Genomic DNA, 16,732 nt, shown 5'->3' with positions numbered 1-16,732 from the left:
CGTCAAAAAACTTCTATTGAGAGATAAAGTTGCGTTGTGAGTGCCATGAAGGGTCCTGCCAGGATCCCTCAAAGGGCACGACCTCGAGCGATTCCATCGTCGGACACAGCTCCGCCGTTCGGCGCGAACGCCGCGGGTCGGATTGGCGATGTCAGAGATGGAGGGGTCGCGAGGTCAGCGCGTACTCGGCGCTCCGTCACACGCGGGAGGCTGGAGGTTGGGCTGATCTAAACCGGCATCGTTGGAGTAAGCGACTTGTTTCAATACCGCGTTGAGTCCGTAAGACATGATACCCTCCCCGTCCTGCCGTGATTGCTCACGGCAAGGTCCTGCGTGTCCTGAAGGCAACTGCGACTGAAGTCGCCGATGCCCCGCCCGTCTGCACTGTTCGTCCGCTCGGCTACGCCATCACGTGTGTCGCGGTAGTTTCATGACATCTCTCGTTTGCGTCTGGCGCGAGCGGGATCGAAGATCCCGCTTGGAGACATTCAGACAAAGAGCTACCGTTCCCATATTGCTATGGGTCTTGAACCGACAATCGCTTGTTGAAGCGTCGCCTACGTGCACACCGCCGCCGATTTGCACGCTCGCCCCGTTTCTAAAACCGCGCTGGTCTTGAGATCGTGGGCGCTGCGGACGACTTAAGGAATACACTATGCGGAAAGACTCGCAACGAAATTGATTCACACTTGAGGCGACTAAAAACTTGACCAGCGTTAACGCCGCGCGGGAGTTGTACACAGGCTTGCGAGCAAGAGTTTGAATCCGTGCACAGATTCGAAGGCGCCGCGCGTCATGTGACAAATCTCCGCCACCGCCAAAAATTTTTTACAAAAGCGTCACGCGCACGCCTTGCGGGCAATTTTTCCAAATGCTTGTCGGCGCTATGTCGATAAGTGATTATTGAGACACCGCTTTTTGAGTCTCGTTTCGCAGGGTAACTCCATCGCGAACCGGTTCCGGGAAAACTACGGTGTGCAGAACTCTCGCGCGCGCGGATTCAACTTAAGCCCGCCCCGCAGGGGTTTTTCGCAGCGCAGTGAAAGTTTCCGCTGTTGCAAAAACATCCGCCAGTGAAATTACGGACGCAGCGCAGCGAAGACGACACGAGTCTTCCAACGGAAGAGTGGTCGCCCAACGACCGCAAGCGTGAATTGTGACGGGCAACAAAAAGCCCGGCGCGAGCCGGGCTGATTGACGAGCGCGATGTCGATCCGATCAGTCGATCGGATGACTCGATGAGCTTACTTCGCGAGCTTGGCGATCTGCGCGGTGAGCCGGGAGACTTTGCGGCTCGCGTTGTTCTTGTGAACGATGTTGCGCTGCGCGGCCTGCATCAGCGCGGGCTCGGCGCTCGCCATCGCCTTCAGCGCGGCGGCGCGGTCGCCGGTCGCGATGGCTTCTTCGACGGTACGCACGGCACCGCGCATCTGGGTGCGGCGCGACTTGTTGACGGCGGTGCGGCGGGCGATCTTGCGCGTCGCTTTCTTGGCGGAAGTGGTATTGGCCATGGTCTCAATATCCTTTGCGGTACCGGTCGCGTCTTGGTCGGGTAGCGCCGGCTGCTTGACCGCTTAATCGACGCTCGGATTTAGGGTGTTCGGTTGCTGGCTGTTCCCGGAACACGAGCGACGGCCTTGCGGTCGTCTCTGAGGCTCCAAGCCTTTGAGCTCATGGAGCCTGCAACTGCTCAAAGAACAGCGGCGGCAGGATTGCGCCCACCGCCAGTTGGCGCCCTTATAGAGGGGGTCTGCGGCACCGTCAACGCTTTCCGGGGCTGGAAAACAGGCCTTGGGCGCTCCAGCGCGCGCCGTAACGCCCTGAAGAGGTTGAATTTCTGCCGTCGCCCGGCTATTGGCTGGCGGCATTGCAGAGGTCGTCCGATCGGACGACCATATAGGTGAGGCATGATCCGCGGCTTTTTCCGACTGATTGGGCTGTTGCTGCTGGCCGGCGGGTTCATCTTCATGGTCTATGACGGCGCCCGCTGGGTGGCCGACCAGACCCTGCGGTTCACCCGGTTCGGCCAGTTCTGGAACGACATCAACCAGGCCAGCCAGACGGCATTCCGCACCTGGGTCGAGGCCAAGGCGCCCTGGCTCTGGACCTCGGTGATCCGCCTCGTGCTGGATCAGCCGGTTTTCGCCGTGCTCGGCATTTTGGGCATCCTGCTGATGATCCTGTTCCGTCCGCGGAAGCCGCTGATCGGTTATTCCCGGGATTGATCTTTCAATTCCCGCCGAGACTGACTCTCGCGTTGACGGCAGCCGTAACAGGGCTGCCCCCTCCTGCGTAGATACCTATATTCCCACCCTGATCGCGAGCGCGCCGCCTGAGCCCTTGGCTTGTTGCATTGGCTCAAGCGACGGACAGCTCGTCTCGGAGAGCCAATCATGCTGTTCATGCGCAAGACCACCGCATTGCCGAGCGCCACGGAGGCGCTGCCGGGCCGTGCGCAAGCCATTCCCACCGCGACCACCCATTTCGTCAACGGCGCGAAGTTGCAGCCGCCTTATCCCGCGGGCCTCGAGCAGGCCGTGTTCGGGCTCGGCTGCTTCTGGGGCGCCGAACGCAAATTCTGGGAGCTCGGCGACGGTGTTTACGCGACCGCCGTCGGCTATGCCGGCGGCCACACGCCGAACCCGACCTATGAGGAGACCTGTTCGGGACGCACCGGCCATACCGAAGTGGTGCTGGTCGTGTTCGATCCGAAGAAGATCTCTTACGAGAAACTCCTGAAGACGTTCTGGGAGAGCCACAACCCGACGCAGGGCATGCGTCAGGGCAACGATGTCGGCACGCAGTACCGAAGCGCGATCTACACTTACTCTGATGCGCAGAAGAAAGCGGCCGATGAATCGAAGGTGCTCTATCAGAAGGCGCTTGCTGCAAAAGGTCTCGGTGCCATCACCACCGAGATCGCGCCCGCCGGCGCGTTCTATTTCGCCGAGGACTACCATCAGCAATATCTGGCGAAGAACCCCGCCGGCTATTGCGGCCTCGGTGGCACCGGCGTGTCCTGCCCGATCGGCGTAGGTGTGAGCGCGTCAGTGTAAGTCGCCGAAGTGCTCTTGCTTACCCTCCCCCTCCAGGGGAGGGTTGAAGCCCTCAACGCTTTGTTAACCATAACCGGTGCAAGACTGGGGCCGTCTCGTTTCGAGGGATAGGTCCTGTGCCGGTTGCACGCGCGTTTCGATGGTCGATCCTGACAGCCTCCTTGGCAGCGTCCGCCGCGCTTGCCCTCGGCGGCTGCATGCAGACCGCCGGTCCCGTCGCGGTCATGCAGCCCCGTGCCGATCTCGACTCCATGGCCTATGGCCAGCCCTATGGCGCACCGCAGCCGGTCGTCGTCGCCGACGGTGGCGGCGCCATCGGCGCGCTGCGCAATTCCTTTGCCTCGTCGCCTGCACCCATGCCGGTCGGCTACGCCGCGCCGATGGCGGCGCCGGTGCGCTACGACTCCTCCTATCATCTCGATGCCGGCGACAGGCTGCGCGTCGTGGTCTACGGCCAGGAAGGCCTCACCAACAGCTACGCCATCGATGCCGGCGGTTCGATCACCATGCCGCTGATCGGTGGAGTGCCGGCCCGCGGCCGCACCCCGGCGGGTCTCGCCGGTGAAATCGCCGCACGCCTGCGCAACGGTTACATCCGTGAGCCCTCGGTCGCGGTCGAGATCGAAGCCTACCGCCCGTTCTTCATCCTCGGCGAAGTCACCGCACCCGGCCAATATCCTTATGTGCCGAACATGACGGTCGAAAGCGCGGTCGCGATCGCCGGCGGCTTCTCGCCCCGCGCCAAGCGCGACGTGGTCACCGTCACGCACACCGAAGCCGGCGGCGCGATGCGCGCCATCGTCCCGCTCGGCACTCCCTTGAGCCCCGGCGACACCGTGTTCGTCGGCGAGCGCTGGTTCTAGGATTCTCTCCTCCCGTCATTCCGGGGCGCGCGTAGCGCGAGCTATCGTGCGCAATTGCGCACCTGAGAATCCATTCTTCCACCAACTCTGACGCCCGATGGATTCCGGGCCCGCGACTTCGTCGCGTCCCGGAATGACAGCGAGGGTAAGGTCGGCCACGTATCTCCGCTCGCGACCTACCGCCTGAAATCCAGCCGTCCGTTCGGAAAGCATCCGTCGATGCGCGTGCCATCGACCACGAGCCCGACCCATGGCCGCGTGATCGCAGGCGTGGTCAGGTTGATGTACTTTCCGACCAGGCGCGCGCCCTCGCGCGCAGCATCGATCAGGCCGTGCCGGCGGCCATGGTCCCAGTCGAAACGCAGATAGATCCGGCTCCCCGTGACGCGGACTTCGGCGCGCCCCTCTTTCCATCTGTCCGGCGTATCGCCCGCAATGGTCGGATCGGCGCCACCATTCCATCTGCTAGCCCAGATGCCTTCGAGCGGATCGGAGAGGGCGGCAATGGATGTCCATGCCGCCGCGTTGATGTCGGCCGCATCGCCGGCCGGCGTGGCGGTCGCGGCGTAGTCCATGACTTCAGAATCGTCCGGGCCCGGGACGTCCATGGTTCCGAACGGATTGCGAATGACGAGGTGCGTGATGGCTTGCTGCATGGCGATCTCCCGGCGCGAGTTGGCTTGATCGGCCAGCTCTATCGCCGGGTGCCGTGATGCAGCCACCCGATTCCTGCTCTCTCCTCTTGTCATTCCGGGGCGCGCGTAGCGCGAGCTATGATGCGCAATTGCGCATCTGAGAATCCATAACCCCAGTTCGTGGTTATGGATTCCGGGCCTGCACCGCTTCGCGGCGCATCCCGGAATGACGGAAGAGAGATGTGCGCCTTACGTCAGATGCTTCGCGAAAAACTCCAGGCCGCGCGGCCAGGCGACATCCGAGCTCGCCTTGTCGTAGCTCGGCCGCTCGTCGCAATGGAAGCCGTGCTGGGCGCCTGGATAGATGAAGACCTCGACATCCGGCCGCTTCGCTTTGACGGTCTCGACGTCGGTCAGGGGAATGCCGGCGTCCTTCTCGCCGAAATGCAGTTGCGTCGGCACCTTCGGTTTCTCTTCGGCGAACCGCACCACAGCGCCGCCGTAATAGCCGATCGCGGCCTTGAGGCCCGACAGCCGCGTCGCCGCGACAAAGGCGACGCTGCCGCCCAGGCAAAAGCCGATGATGCCGACCGGCCCGACGCTCTTCACCGCGTCGATCGCGGCCTGGGTGTCGCGCAGCATCGCGTCCCAGTCGGGACTGGCGACGAACTTGCGTGCCTCGGCGATCTCGTCGGGCGTGTAGCCCGACTGGAAGTTCGGCGAGGTCCGGTCGAAGATCGACGGCGCGATCGCGACATAGCCTTCCTTGGCGATGCGGTCGCAGACCGAGCGGATGTGGTGATTGACCCCAAAGATCTCCTGGATCACCACCACCGCGCCCTTCGGGGCGCCTGAGGGATCAGCGCGATAGGCGCCGAGCTGGAAATTGTCGGAAGCCGTCAGCTTGATGTCTTGTCCCACGCGGGTTGTCCTTCTTGGTTGGTCGTCGATTGAGAATCTGCTCGCTCCAAGCCCGGCCATGACGATGTGGCAACTTCAACGCACGACCGCGCGGATGCCATCTCTCTGCGTCAGGAAGGGTCGGCTCTCACTCCCACATCCAGTTCTCGCCGTAATCCTCTTTCCATCCCGCCAGCCGTCCGTGACGGAACTGCAGGAACAGGCGGTGGCGGTAGGGGATCAGTCCGCTGCCGCCGAGGTTGCGAAGCGCGAGATAGATCTCGTTGCCGGGCCGCCCGCGCACATATTGCAGCGGCTGCCCCAGCGCTCGCGCGGTCTGCTCGGCATCCATGCCGAAGGCGAGCGGCGTGTTGTTCGACAAGGTCGCAACGAAGGGCCGGCGCGGCGGCGTGCCGCCGAACGGCTCGGCCTGCGCAGACATCGATAGCAGCACCACGCTCGCAGCCAGTATCGCTTGCTTCATTGCCAGTGTCCCTGTCCGACCGTCCTATCCCGGCAAGTTCTTCAGGAAAGGCACCACCGCGTCAATAAAAGCCTTGGGCTGATCGATGTTGACGGCGTGACCGGCAGCGGGGATCACGACCTTTTGTGCCCCGGGGATCTTTGCGGCCATGTAGTCGGACGCCGCGAGGAACGGCGTGTCATCGGCGCCGACCACGATCAGCGACGGCACCTTGATATCAGGTAGCAGCTCGATCACGCGCGCATCGCGCTGGGTCAGCATGCCGCGTGCGGCGAGCGCCAATCCCCTGGCGTTGCGATGGTTCGCGGTGGCGCGCTCGCGTGTCGCCGACTTCAGCATGTCGAGACCTTCATGGTCGAGCTTGTCGGCGGTCGCAAGCGCCCGTGCATTCCAGGCCTCGCGCGCGTCGTCCTTCTTGAAGCCGGGGCCAGTGTCGATGATCAGCAGGGCGCGGGCGCGTTGCGGGTAAGCGCGATAGAACGCGAGCGACATGTAGCCGCCGAGCGAGAGTCCGCCGATGATGGCGCGCTCGGTGCCGACCGCATCGAGGATCGCGGCCATGTCGCCGATGGTGAGCGCTTCGCTATAGGCATGGGGATCGTCGGGATAGTCGGACTGGCCGTGGCCGCGCATGTCCCACAGGACGAGCTTGTGGTCCTTCGCGAGCGCGTCGACCTGGCCATGCCACATCGCCGAGGTCGAGGAATAGCCGTGGGTGAGCAACAGAGGCGGACCCTCGCCGTGAACTTCGTAGTAGATCCCGACGCCGTCCCGATCGATCCTTGGCATTGTTTCCGCCCCTTCTTTTTTCCAGCCGCGAACTCAGTGCTTCACCCTCCCCTGGAGGGGGAGGGTCGGCTCACATTGAGCGCAGCGAAATGTGAGACGGGGTGGGGTGACAGTCTCTCCATCTCGAACGGTGTTTCCCGCGGAGAGATCACCCCACCCCGCTCGCGCTCCGCGCGATCGACCCTCCCCCTCCAGGGGAGGGTAAGGGTTCGCCGGTGGCTGCACTCTACTTTACTTTGCCAAGTTACCTCGAAGGAACTGCCTGAATGCGATGGCACGCATGTGCGACGCGCTCTCTGTTGCGTCCAGTCGCTGCATCAACGTCGTTGTCGCAACGCACAACACTGAGCTGCCGCGATAGTTTCGATCGATTCAAAATTGCATTTGCCTCTGGCTGCGAACCCGATCATTCTCGCGATCAAGGTGGGCGCCAGCCCGGTGGGCGTCCACTGTTCAAGTTGCCGCCGTAAGCGGCTTCATGCACCGGCAGGGGAAGACGCCTATGCCAACTCTCACCATCAACGGGCGGAGTCTGTCCGTGGATGCGGCGAACGACACGCCGCTCCTCTGGGCGATCCGCGAACAATTGCAGATGACCGGCACCAAGTTCGGCTGCGGGGCCGGGCTGTGCGGTGCCTGTACCGTGCACGTCAACGGCGAGGCCGTGCGCTCGTGCCAAACCATGGTCGGCGATGTCGCCGGCAAGAAGATCACCACTATCGAAGGCCTTTCCGCCAAGGGCGATCATCCGCTGCAGAAGGCGTGGATCGCCGAGCAGGTGCCACAATGCGGCTACTGCCAGTCCGGGCAGATCATGCAGGCGGCCTCGCTGCTGGCCAAGAATGCCAATCCGACCAAGGAGGAGGTCGTGGCGCATATGGACGGCAATCTCTGCCGTTGCATGACCTATTCGCGGATCCAGAAGGCGATCATGCGCGCCGCCACCGAGATGCGCACCGCATCCGTCTCCGGCAACGAACGGAGGCCCACATGAATAAGCACGTGAACACCATCACACCCGAGACATCAGATCTCAGCCGCCGCTCCTTCCTGGTCGGCACGGTAGCGACCGGCCTCGTGCTCGGCTATGCCGGCGTGCCCGGCATCGGTGAGGCGCTTGCTGCGCCTTCGAACTTCGAGCCGAGTGTCTGGTATGCGATAGCGCCCGATGGCCTGGTCACCGTGACCTGCGGCAAGGCCGACATGGGCCAGCACATCGCCTCTACCATGGCGCAGATCGTCTGCGAGGAATTGGGCGCGAAGTGGAGCGACATGCGCGTCGCGCTCGCCTCCAACGATCCGAAGTTCAACGACCCCGTGCTGGGCGCGCAGATCACCGGCGGCAGCTGGTCGACCATGATGAACTTCGACGCGATGAGCCGGGCCGGCGCAGCCGGACGGATGGCATTGACGGAAGGAGCGGCCGCCGCGATGGGCGTGCCGGCGTCGGAGCTCGTGGTGCGCGATTCCGTGATCTCGCATCCGAAGTCGAAGAAGCAGATGTCGTTCGCCGATGTCGTGAAGAGCGGCAAGGCGACCAAAACCTTCACGCCTGATGAGCTCAAGGCGATCAAGCTGAAGACGCCGGACCAGTACACCATGATCGGCGTGTCGGTGCCGCAGCTCGACATCCCCTCCAAGACCAACGGCACGGCCAAGTACGGCATCGACGTGATGCTGCCGGGCATGGCCTATGGCGCGGTGGTGACGCCGCCGGTGCGCTTCGGCGCCACGGTGAAGTCGGTCGACGACTCGGCTGCGAAGAAGGTGCCGGGCTTCATCAAGGCCGTCACCCTCGACGACAAGACCGGCACGACATCGGGCTGGGTCGTCGCGGTGGCCAGCACCTACGCCAACGCCAAGAAGGCGGCGCAGGCGCTGAAGATCGCCTATGACGGCGGTCCGAACGCGAAGGTCTCGAGCGAGTCGCTGCTCGACGAAGCCAAGCGGCTTCAGAAGCTCGACGATTCCGGCCAGTTCTTCGTCAAGGACGGCGATCCCAACGCGGCGTTCGGCTCAGCCGCAAAAGTGCTGGAGGCGGAGTACACCACCAGCATCAACATCCACGCGCCGATGGAGCCGATGAACGCGACGGCGGAATTCAAGGGCGACATCCTGCACATCTATTCCGGCAACCAGTTCGCGACGCGCTCCGGCGCGATTGCGGCAGGCGCCGCCGGGATCGATCCAAAGTTCGTGGTGATGCACCAGATGTGGCTCGGCGGCGGTTTTGGCCGCAGGCTCGATGCCGACATGATGGTGCCGGCGGTGCAGGCGGCGAAGGCCATCGGCAAGCCGGTGAAGGTGATCTACACGCGCGAGAATGACATGACGATGGATTTCTCGCGTCCGCTCACCTACCAGAAAGTGAAAGCCGGCGTGGACGGCGACGGCAAGCTCGTCGCGCTCAGCCACGACGTCGTCTCGGCCTGGCCGACCGCGCGCTGGGGCATCCCCGACTTCCTGACGCCCTCGGTCGACAAGAAGGGCCCGCTCGATTCTTTCACGGTGAACGGGGCCGACTTCTTCTACACCGTGCCCAACCATTATGTGCGCGCGATCAAGAACGAGCTCGCGCACAATGCGACGCCGTCCGGGCAACTTCGCTCGGTGGCGCCGGGCTGGACGTTCTGGGCGGTCGAAAGCATGATCGACGAGATCGCGGCTGCGACCGGCAAGGACCCGGCGCAGTTCCGCATCGCGCTGCTCGACGGCAAGGGCAAGAACGACGGCGGCGCGCAGCGGCTGCGCAACACGCTGCTCGCCGCGATGGGGCTGTCCGGCTACGGCACCAAGCAACTGCCGAAAGGCGAGGGCATGGGCGTCGCCTGCGTCTCGTCGCAGGAGCGCGCGACCGCGAGCTGGACGGCGTGTGTCGCCCATGTTGCGGTGGCGCCATCGGGCGAGGTGACCGTGAAGAAGCTCACGGTCGCAACTGACGTTGGTACGCAGGTGCATCCCGACAACATCCGCGCCCAGGTCGAGGGTGCGGCGCTGTGGGGCCTGTCGCTGGCGATGTACGAGAAGGCGACGCTCAAGGACGGAGGGATCGAACAGACCAATTTCGATAGCTACACGCCCTTGCGCATGAGCCAGATGCCCGAGGTCGCCGTCGCCGTGATCGCCAACGGCGAAAAGGCCACCGGCGTCGGCGAGCCCGCGGTGACGGTCATCGCCCCGGCAATCGGCAACGCCATCTTCAACGCCTCAGGCGCCCGCATCCGGGCCCTGCCGATCACGGCCGAGGCCGTGAAGGGGGCGATGAAGGCGTAAAGCTGGCTGCAATTGCGGCTCGAGACGATCCGCCGGAGGGCAGCCTCCGGCGGATTTTTTGCGCGGTTGCATCCCCACACTCACTGTCATGCCCCGCGAAGGCGGGGCATCCAGTACGCTGCGGCTCCTCCGTATCCCCCAGGCGTCTCGGCGTACTGGGTCGCCCGGTCAAGCCGGGCGACGACAGCGGAGAGTGGGCGAGAGCGCCCCAAATTCCCCTTATCCATCAATGCCCCTTCTACTGTGCATGGGGTTGTTTTCGCCGTTTTGACTGGAAGCAGGGCGGGGACCGAAAATCCCTAAATTTGCACCCAATTCCGCAGGGTTCCATTGAGCACGCCTCTTAAGGGCCGGAGAACCTGATCCGGCTTAGGCTGACGCCAAATCCAGTCCCGTGCTCCTGGGGAAGCCATGAACGCGCCAGCCAAATCCGCCGCCAAACGCCGGCTCTTGCTCGCTTCCGACCGGAGCGACGAGAGCACCGAGCTTGCCAGCATCCTGAAGGCCGTGGGCGACGTTTCGACGGTGACGACGCAGGACATTCCCGAGCAGCCGTCGCGCGATCTGTCCGGTCTCGTGGTCGACATCAATCTGCGTTCGCCCGAGAGCGTGCAGCGGGTGCGCAACAAGCTGCGCGGCGATGCCTATCGCACGATGCCGCGGCTGTTCGTGCTCGCCGATGCCCTGCATCACGGCACCATGCAGGCCTGGGCGCTGGGCGCCACCGACACGATCTCGCGGCCGCTTCAGCCCGATGCGATTCTCCAGCGCATCCGCGCCGCATTCCCCGACACCGCCACCTATGACGCGACCGACCGCGGCAAGACGCTCAACCGCGGCGTCGAGGCGGCGCATGCGGTGCTGGCAAAGATGTTCGAGAAGCTGCCGCTTGGCGTGCCCCTGACCTTCGACGACGTCATCGCCGCCGAGAGCAAGATCCTGAAGGCGATCAAGCATTCCTCGCTGCGCGAATGGCTCACCACCGTCGGCTGCCATCATGTCGGCAGCTACCGCCACTGCTTGTTCGTCACCGGCTTCGCTGTCGCCTTCGCGCAGCATCTCGGCATGCGCGAGGACGACCAGCGCCGCCTGACCCGCGCCGCGCTGTTGCACGACGTCGGCAAGGCCTTCGTTCCCTCCGTGCTGCTCGACAAGCCGGGCAAGCTCACCGACGAGGAGATGGCCGAGGTGCGCCAGCATCCGCGCCGCGGCTATGACGCGCTCGCGGAGCAGGGCGGCTTCCCGCCGGAGATGCTCGACGTCGTGCTGCATCACCACGAATTCCTCGACGGCTCTGGCTATCCGAATGGCCTGTCGTCGAACCAGATCAGCGACATCGTGCGGGTCACGACGATCGTCGACATCTACGCGGCACTGGTGGAGAAGCGCGCCTACCGCATGCCCTTCACCCACTCGCGCGCCTTCACGATGATGGAAGGCATGGGCGGCAAGCTGGATCAGCAACTGCTGCAGGCGTTCCGGCCGGTGGCGCTGGGATCATTCTGAGCACGATGCCGTAGGGTGGTGGGCAAAGGCGCGAAGCGCCGTGCCCACCATGTATCCTCATCCGTGGCACGAATGGTGGGCACGCTTCCGCCTTCGCTCTTCGAGCTACGGCGGACAAGCCGCTTTGCCCACCCTACGAGAGTCGTCGTTTGGCGCGGCCGCTCACCCCACCATCTTCCGCAATTCCGCCTTCGCCACCTTCTCCAGCGTCGAGCGCGGCATGTCGTCGACGAGCCTGATCTCGCGCGGCACCTTGAAATCCGCGAGTCCCGTGCCGCAGGCCGCCATCACGCGATCATGCAGATCGGGCGCAGCGCCCGCGACGCCGCCATGCGGGATGATGAACACGACCGGCACCTCGTCCAGCATCGGGTGCTTCTTGGCCACCACGGCCGCTTCGCGCACGCCGGGCACCACCGCGATCACCTGCTCGATCTCGGAGGCCGCGACGTTCTCGCCGCCGACCTTCAGCATGTCCTTGGCGCGGTCGCCGAACCTGATGAAGCCGTTCTCCAGCCGCTCGACGCGGTCGCCGGTGAGGAAGAAGCCGCGCCCGTCGAAGCTTTCGCGCGTCGCCTTTTCATTGTGCAGATATTCGGCGAACAGCGACAGCCCGACGATGCCCTTGATCGCGAGATTGCCGGTGTCGCCGACCTCGGTCGGCCGTCCGTCGTCGTCGGTGATACGGATCTGATATTCGGGCGCGGCGCGCCCGATCGACATCGGGATGTTGGGCTGGTCGACTTCGCCGATGATGCCGTGGGTGATGGTCTCGGTCATGCCCCACCAGCCGATGATCTTGACGCCGAACGCAGCGAAGGCCGGCGGTTCGTTGATGGCGGTGCCCCACAGCCGGAATTCGTGGTCCTTAGGGATCTCCTGCTCGAGCAGCGCCTTCATGCAGAACGGAATCGTCGAGGTCCAGGTCGAGCCGTGCTCGCGCGCGACGCGCCAGAAGCGGCTTGCGGAGAACCGCGGCTGGATCACGCAGGTGGCGCCGACCCACAGCGTCGCCAGCATCGAGTAGGCGAGGGCATTCGTATGGAAGAGCGGCAGATAAGTCTGATGCACGTCGCTCGCGTGAAGGTCCTCATGCGCGGCGTTGATCTTGGCGCCCCATAGAGCATTGGCATGGGTCCACAGCACCGCCTTCGGGCGCGAGGTCGTGCCTGACGTGTACTGCACGCTGCACGGCGCGAACGGGTCGGTCGCGCGCCTCGGACGGTCGGCGCTGTCGGCGAACAGTGAATCGAAGCTGTCGCCGCGCGAGACCGCTTGCGCAGGCGCGGCGCCCGCATCGTGCGAGGTCACCGCCAGCCAGCGGATGTTGCGGCAGTTTTGCGCGACGATCGCGGCATAGGCCGGTTGCGTGATCGCGGCGACCGCGCCGCAATGATCGGCGAAGTATTCGATCTCCGCCGGCGCCGAACGGGTGTTGGTGGTCACCGCGATCGCGCCCAGTTCGACGCAGGCAAACCAGGCCAGCAGCGCCTCGATGCAATTGTCGAGATGAATGAGCACATATTCGCCCGGCTTCACGCCGCGCTTCGCCAGCCCCGCCGCGAGCGCGCCGACGCGCTCGTGAAACTCGCCATAGCTCCAGCGCCGTGCCGGCGCGTCGAACGGCGCCCAGATCAGGAACGCATGATCGCGGCGCACCGCGGCGCGCATCTTCAGCAGCCACGGCACGTCGAGCCCGTCGAACGGCCCTACGAGTCCTGGTCCGGTGTGTTGAAGTGGCATGGCTCCTCCCGTGCAGGCAGCATCTTGATGGCGGCTGCCTTTTGATTATTGCGTCTTCCTGCCATCGGATGGCGCGGGGAGCAAATTGGGGGGCGTAGCGTCCCGCTCTCTCCATCGTCATTGCGAGCGCAGCGAAGCAATCCAGACTTTCTCCGCGGGGGCAGTCTGGATTGCTTCGTCGCAAGGGCTCCTCGCAATGACGGGGCTTGGGCCGGCAGCTTGGCCCTATCGACCACCGTCCTCGTACGACGAAATCTCGATCAGGCTGCCATCCGGATCCCGGCAATAGACCGAGCGCAGCGTGCCGCGGGCGCCCTGCTTGGGAACCGGGCCTTCCTCGATCGCGACGCCATGTGCCTTCAAATGCGCCACCACTTCGTCGGGCGCGGCAGAGGTGAGGAAACACAGATCCTCGCTGCCGGCGGTCTGATGGTTCGCGGTGAACCACTCCACCTTGTCGGCATCGCGCGGCCGGACGTTGATCTTCTGGTTACCGAATTGCAACGAAGTCCGCGGCGCTTTGCCGCCGCCGGGGTCGAACACCTTGACTTCCATGCCGAGAATCTTGCGGTACCACTCGGAGGTCACGGCGACGTCGGCGACGTTGATGACGAGATGATCGAGGGCTTCGACCTTGACTGGCATGCCTTATCCTTTCGTCGTGATGCGCCGGGCGCACTTTCCGCCTGCGGCAAGCTTTGTTACAACCACGTCGACGCCACTTTGAAGCCATCTGGCTTTCAAGAACAACACGTTGGGAGAACCCTTGAGATGATCACTCGCCGTACCGCGCTGGGCCTGCTCGCAGCCAGTCCGCTTGCAGCCACCCCGCTGTCGAAGGCCCTTGCCGCCGACTATCCGACCCGTCCCGTGAAATGGGTGGTCGGCTATCCGCCGGGCGGGGCCACCGACATCCTGGCGCGGCTGATCGGTCAGCGGCTGTCGGAACGGCTCGGCCAGCAATTCGTGATCGAGAACAAGCCGGGCGCCGGCAACAATATCGGCACCGAATCGGTCGTCAATGCCGAGCCCGACGGCTACACGCTGCAACTGGTCAATCCGGCCAACTTCATCAACGCTTCTCTCTACGCCAACCTCAAATTCAACTTCGTGCGCGATATAGCGCCGGTCGCCTCGTTCCAGCGGGTCCCGAACGTAATGACCGTCAACAAGGACGTTCCGGCCAAGAACGTCGCCGAGTTCATCGAATATGTGAAGGCCAATCCCGGCAAGGTGAACATGGCATCGTCCGGCAACGGCACCTCGGTGCATCTCTCCGGCGAGATGTTCATGGCGATGACCGGCTGCAAGATGCAGCACGTGCCCTACCGCGGCGCGGCGCCGGCGATCACCGACATGCTCGGCGGCCAGGTGCAGGTGATCTTCGACAACATGCCCTCGATCATCCAGCACATCCGCTCCGGCTCGCTTCGCGCGATCGGCGTCACCACCACGGAGCGTTCGCCGCAGCTGCCCGACGTGCAGGCGATCGCCGAGACCGTGAAGGATTACGAGGCCAGCGCGCTGTTCGGCATGGGCGCGCCGAAGAACACGCCCAAGGAGATCATCGCCAAGCTCAACAATGAGATCAATACGCTCATGAAGGAGCCCGACATGACCAAGCGCCTGGTCGAACTCGGCGGCGAGCCGCGGGTGCAGACGCCGGAGGCGTTCGGCGAGGAGATCAAGGCCGAGACCGAGAAGTGGAAGAAGGTCGTCGAGTTCGCCGGCCTGAAGGTCGAGTAGCGACCTTTTGATCCCTGAGATTGGAGCCCTGCCGTTTGGCAGGGCTTTTTTCTTGCGGACTTCGTTCCGTTGATCTGGAATAAAACGGCGCGCCGAAACCATGATGATACATGGCGCGTATCTCGCGCTGTGAAGAGAGGAGTTTGGATCATGCGCAAGACGCAATTGGCGCTGCTGACGCTGGGCGCGACGGTCCTTGCCGGCTTCGTCACCATCACGCCCGCGGCGGCTCGCGACTATCCCTGGTGCGCCCAGGGCGGCGAGTATGACTATCCCGGCGAATGTGCCTACAGCACCTATGAACAATGCCAGGCCAGCGTCTCCGGCCGCTTGCTGTACTGCGGACCCAATCCGTTCGTCGCCTATGGCCAGGCGCCGCAGTCTCGGTCGCAACCACGTCGCCGTCCGCGGCCCATCGCGCCGTACTAGTCGCGCGCGCATTGCGCAGCCGCGTATTTTTGCGCAATCGCTCCGGAATAAACCGGCTCCGCAAGCCTTTCCCTCTGTGAGGTCGCATGTCGCGCGGCGAACATGGGAGATCGGTCATGGGCAAGGTGCAATTTGTGCTGGGCACCATAGTTCTTGTGTGGCTCGCTGGCGGGAGCCCGGCGCGCGCGGACTATGATTACCCGTGGTGCATTCAGAACTCGGAATACGGCTATCCCGGCGACTGTTCCTATCAGACCCGCGAGCAGTGTCTGATGAGCGCGTCGGGCCGCAAGGGCTATTGCGCGCAAAATCCTGCCCACATGGCCGTACGGCCTCTGCCGTCACTACGTGGTCGGCACCTTCCGCCATACTAGTCGCGCCTCACACTGACCTCTGCCTGATCACGCAGTCGTGCAGATCCGGACGCGCGGGTTCCTGCTTGACGCCTTCTTGTTCACGTCTATACTAAACCAAATGGTTAAGTATAGAGACGAGACGCTCGACCGGACTTTTGCGGCACTGTCCGATCCGACTCGGCGTGCCCTTCTCGCGCGGCTCGGCGAGCGGGACGGCCTGTCGGTAAGCGAGCTGGCCGCGCCGTTTCCGGTCTCGCTGCCGGCGATCATGAAGCATCTCGACGTGCTCACGGATGCGGGCCTGATCGTGCGGGAGAAGACCGGACGCACGGTGTCCTGCCGGCTCACCGCGCAGCCGATGGAGCAGGCGATGAACTGGCTCAATCGCTACGCGCAGTTCTGGTCCGAGAAGTTCGACCACCTCGCCGCCTTCGTGGAGGAAGAGACATGGCCAACGCAGCCGTCAACGCCGATCCCCGCACAGCCGAACGTCCAAGCGAACATCCAAGCGAACGTCCAAGCCTCACGCTCACGCGCCGGCTCCGCGCACGGCCGGAGAAAGTCTACGCCGCCTGGACGCAAGCCGCGCAGCTAGTCCAGTGGTTCGGGCCGCCGAACATGAAGCCGGCGACGCTGGACGCCGAGCTCGATGTCCGTACCGGTGGCCGCTACCGCATCAGCTTCACCGGCGACGACGGCGAATATTTCGAGGCCGGCGGCATCTATCGCGAGGTCGTGCCGAACGAGCGGCTGGTGTTCACCTGGGCCTGGCATTCGACGCCGGAGCGCGAATCGCTGGTGACGATCACGCTGAAGCCTGATAGCGCCGGCACGCTGATGATCTTCCATCACGCCCAGTTCTTCGACGAAACCGCACGCGACAATCACCAGCGCGGCTGGAGCTCGTCCCTCGACAAGCTCGACGCCTTCGTCACCTGACACCATGGAGGAT

The 16,732-nt window shown here is 64.0% G+C and carries 17 protein-coding genes and 1 pseudogene; 11 read left to right on the top strand and 7 right to left on the bottom strand.

The genetic code is table 11. The features are described from left to right. Nucleotides 1-1,244 precede the first annotated feature (1,244 nt). Nucleotides 1,245-1,511, bottom strand: a complete 267-nt coding sequence (gene rpsT / locus ACKWRH_RS45245) for a 30S ribosomal protein S20 (RefSeq protein ID WP_028151115.1) — start codon at nucleotides 1,509-1,511, stop codon at nucleotides 1,245-1,247. A gap of 396 nt (nucleotides 1,512-1,907) precedes the next feature. On the opposite strand from rpsT, the gene ACKWRH_RS45240 reads away from it, so the two are divergent. The 3 genes from ACKWRH_RS45240 to ACKWRH_RS45230 all read left to right on the top strand — a co-directional run bounded on the left by ACKWRH_RS45240 (nucleotide 1,908) and on the right by ACKWRH_RS45230 (nucleotide 3,919). Beyond that, nucleotides 1,908-2,225, top strand: a complete 318-nt coding sequence (locus ACKWRH_RS45240) for a hypothetical protein (protein WP_007616084.1) — start codon at nucleotides 1,908-1,910, stop codon at nucleotides 2,223-2,225. 168 nt (nucleotides 2,226-2,393) lie between these two features. Next, entirely contained in the window at nucleotides 2,394-3,056 is a 663-nt protein-coding gene (msrA, locus tag ACKWRH_RS45235) for a peptide-methionine (S)-S-oxide reductase MsrA (RefSeq protein WP_445218811.1), read from the top strand. Nucleotides 3,057-3,172: 116 nt separating this feature from the next. Then, nucleotides 3,173-3,919 (top strand): polysaccharide biosynthesis/export family protein, encoded by a 747-nt coding sequence (locus ACKWRH_RS45230; RefSeq protein WP_028151117.1) that lies wholly within the window; start codon nucleotides 3,173-3,175, stop codon nucleotides 3,917-3,919. 176 nt (nucleotides 3,920-4,095) lie between these two features. Here ACKWRH_RS45230 and ACKWRH_RS45225 read toward each other — a convergent pair whose 3' ends face one another. The 4 genes from ACKWRH_RS45225 to ACKWRH_RS45210 all read right to left on the bottom strand — a co-directional run bounded on the left by ACKWRH_RS45225 (nucleotide 4,096) and on the right by ACKWRH_RS45210 (nucleotide 6,727). Next, nucleotides 4,096-4,575, bottom strand: a complete 480-nt coding sequence (locus tag ACKWRH_RS45225) for a hypothetical protein (RefSeq protein ID WP_445218810.1) — start codon at nucleotides 4,573-4,575, stop codon at nucleotides 4,096-4,098. 228 nt (nucleotides 4,576-4,803) lie between these two features. Then, complete coding sequence (locus ACKWRH_RS45220; RefSeq protein ID WP_445218809.1) at nucleotides 4,804-5,475, bottom strand: dienelactone hydrolase family protein; 672 nt, start codon at nucleotides 5,473-5,475, stop codon at nucleotides 4,804-4,806. Nucleotides 5,476-5,602: 127 nt separating this feature from the next. Beyond that, nucleotides 5,603-5,938: a hypothetical protein gene (locus ACKWRH_RS45215; protein WP_445218808.1), complete on the bottom strand. Its 336-nt coding sequence runs from the start codon at nucleotides 5,936-5,938 to the stop codon at nucleotides 5,603-5,605. Nucleotides 5,939-5,962: 24 nt separating this feature from the next. Continuing rightward, nucleotides 5,963-6,727 carry an alpha/beta fold hydrolase gene (locus tag ACKWRH_RS45210; protein ID WP_445218807.1) on the bottom strand — a complete coding sequence of 255 codons (765 nt, stop codon included), beginning with the start codon at nucleotides 6,725-6,727 and terminating at the stop codon, nucleotides 5,963-5,965. A 502-nt stretch (nucleotides 6,728-7,229) separates the two neighbouring features. Between ACKWRH_RS45210 and ACKWRH_RS45205 the strand changes: the two genes are divergently transcribed. From ACKWRH_RS45205 to ACKWRH_RS45195, 3 genes are all read left to right on the top strand, one after another. Beyond that, complete coding sequence (locus tag ACKWRH_RS45205; protein WP_014491023.1) at nucleotides 7,230-7,721, top strand: (2Fe-2S)-binding protein; 492 nt, start codon at nucleotides 7,230-7,232, stop codon at nucleotides 7,719-7,721. Next, a complete protein-coding gene (locus ACKWRH_RS45200; protein WP_445218806.1) occupies nucleotides 7,718-10,000 on the top strand; it encodes a molybdopterin cofactor-binding domain-containing protein in 2,283 nt (760 codons plus the stop codon). Before ACKWRH_RS45205 ends, ACKWRH_RS45200 begins: the two co-directional genes overlap by 4 nt. Nucleotides 10,001-10,411: 411 nt before the next feature. Then, nucleotides 10,412-11,506, top strand: a complete 1,095-nt coding sequence (locus ACKWRH_RS45195) for an HD-GYP domain-containing protein (protein ID WP_063980092.1) — start codon at nucleotides 10,412-10,414, stop codon at nucleotides 11,504-11,506. A gap of 162 nt (nucleotides 11,507-11,668) precedes the next feature. On the opposite strand, the gene ACKWRH_RS45190 is transcribed toward ACKWRH_RS45195, so the two are convergent. Next, nucleotides 11,669-13,249, bottom strand: a complete 1,581-nt coding sequence (locus tag ACKWRH_RS45190) for an AMP-binding protein (RefSeq protein WP_445218805.1) — start codon at nucleotides 13,247-13,249, stop codon at nucleotides 11,669-11,671. 225 nt (nucleotides 13,250-13,474) lie between these two features. After that, nucleotides 13,475-13,894: a VOC family protein gene (locus ACKWRH_RS45185; RefSeq protein WP_445218804.1), complete on the bottom strand. Its 420-nt coding sequence runs from the start codon at nucleotides 13,892-13,894 to the stop codon at nucleotides 13,475-13,477. A gap of 126 nt (nucleotides 13,895-14,020) precedes the next feature. Here ACKWRH_RS45185 and ACKWRH_RS45180 point away from each other — a divergent pair, with 126 nt between their 5' ends. The 5 genes and pseudogenes from ACKWRH_RS45180 to ACKWRH_RS45160 all read left to right on the top strand — a co-directional run. Further along, on the top strand, nucleotides 14,021-14,995 hold the full coding sequence (locus ACKWRH_RS45180; RefSeq protein ID WP_445218803.1) for a Bug family tripartite tricarboxylate transporter substrate binding protein: 975 nt from the start codon (nucleotides 14,021-14,023) through the stop codon (nucleotides 14,993-14,995). Between the two features lie 150 nt (nucleotides 14,996-15,145). Further along, nucleotides 15,146-15,424, top strand: a complete 279-nt coding sequence (locus tag ACKWRH_RS45175) for a DUF3551 domain-containing protein (RefSeq protein WP_445218802.1) — start codon at nucleotides 15,146-15,148, stop codon at nucleotides 15,422-15,424. 86 nt (nucleotides 15,425-15,510) lie between these two features. Next, nucleotides 15,511-15,798: a DUF3551 domain-containing protein gene (locus ACKWRH_RS45170; protein ID WP_445218801.1), complete on the top strand. Its 288-nt coding sequence runs from the start codon at nucleotides 15,511-15,513 to the stop codon at nucleotides 15,796-15,798. 100 nt (nucleotides 15,799-15,898) lie between these two features. Then, nucleotides 15,899-16,375 carry an ArsR/SmtB family transcription factor gene (locus ACKWRH_RS45165; RefSeq protein ID WP_445218800.1) on the top strand — a complete coding sequence of 159 codons (477 nt, stop codon included), beginning with the start codon at nucleotides 15,899-15,901 and terminating at the stop codon, nucleotides 16,373-16,375. An 11-nt stretch (nucleotides 16,376-16,386) separates the two neighbouring features. After that, nucleotides 16,387-16,719 (top strand): annotated as a pseudogene (locus tag ACKWRH_RS45160) (SRPBCC family protein); the annotation flags it as partial. Between the last annotated feature and the right edge of the window lie 13 nt (nucleotides 16,720-16,732).

Source organism: Bradyrhizobium sp. Pa8, from assembly GCF_052588265.1.
The sequence above is the reverse complement of the archived record's forward strand: the minus strand, read 5'-3'. Positions and strand labels throughout refer to the sequence as shown.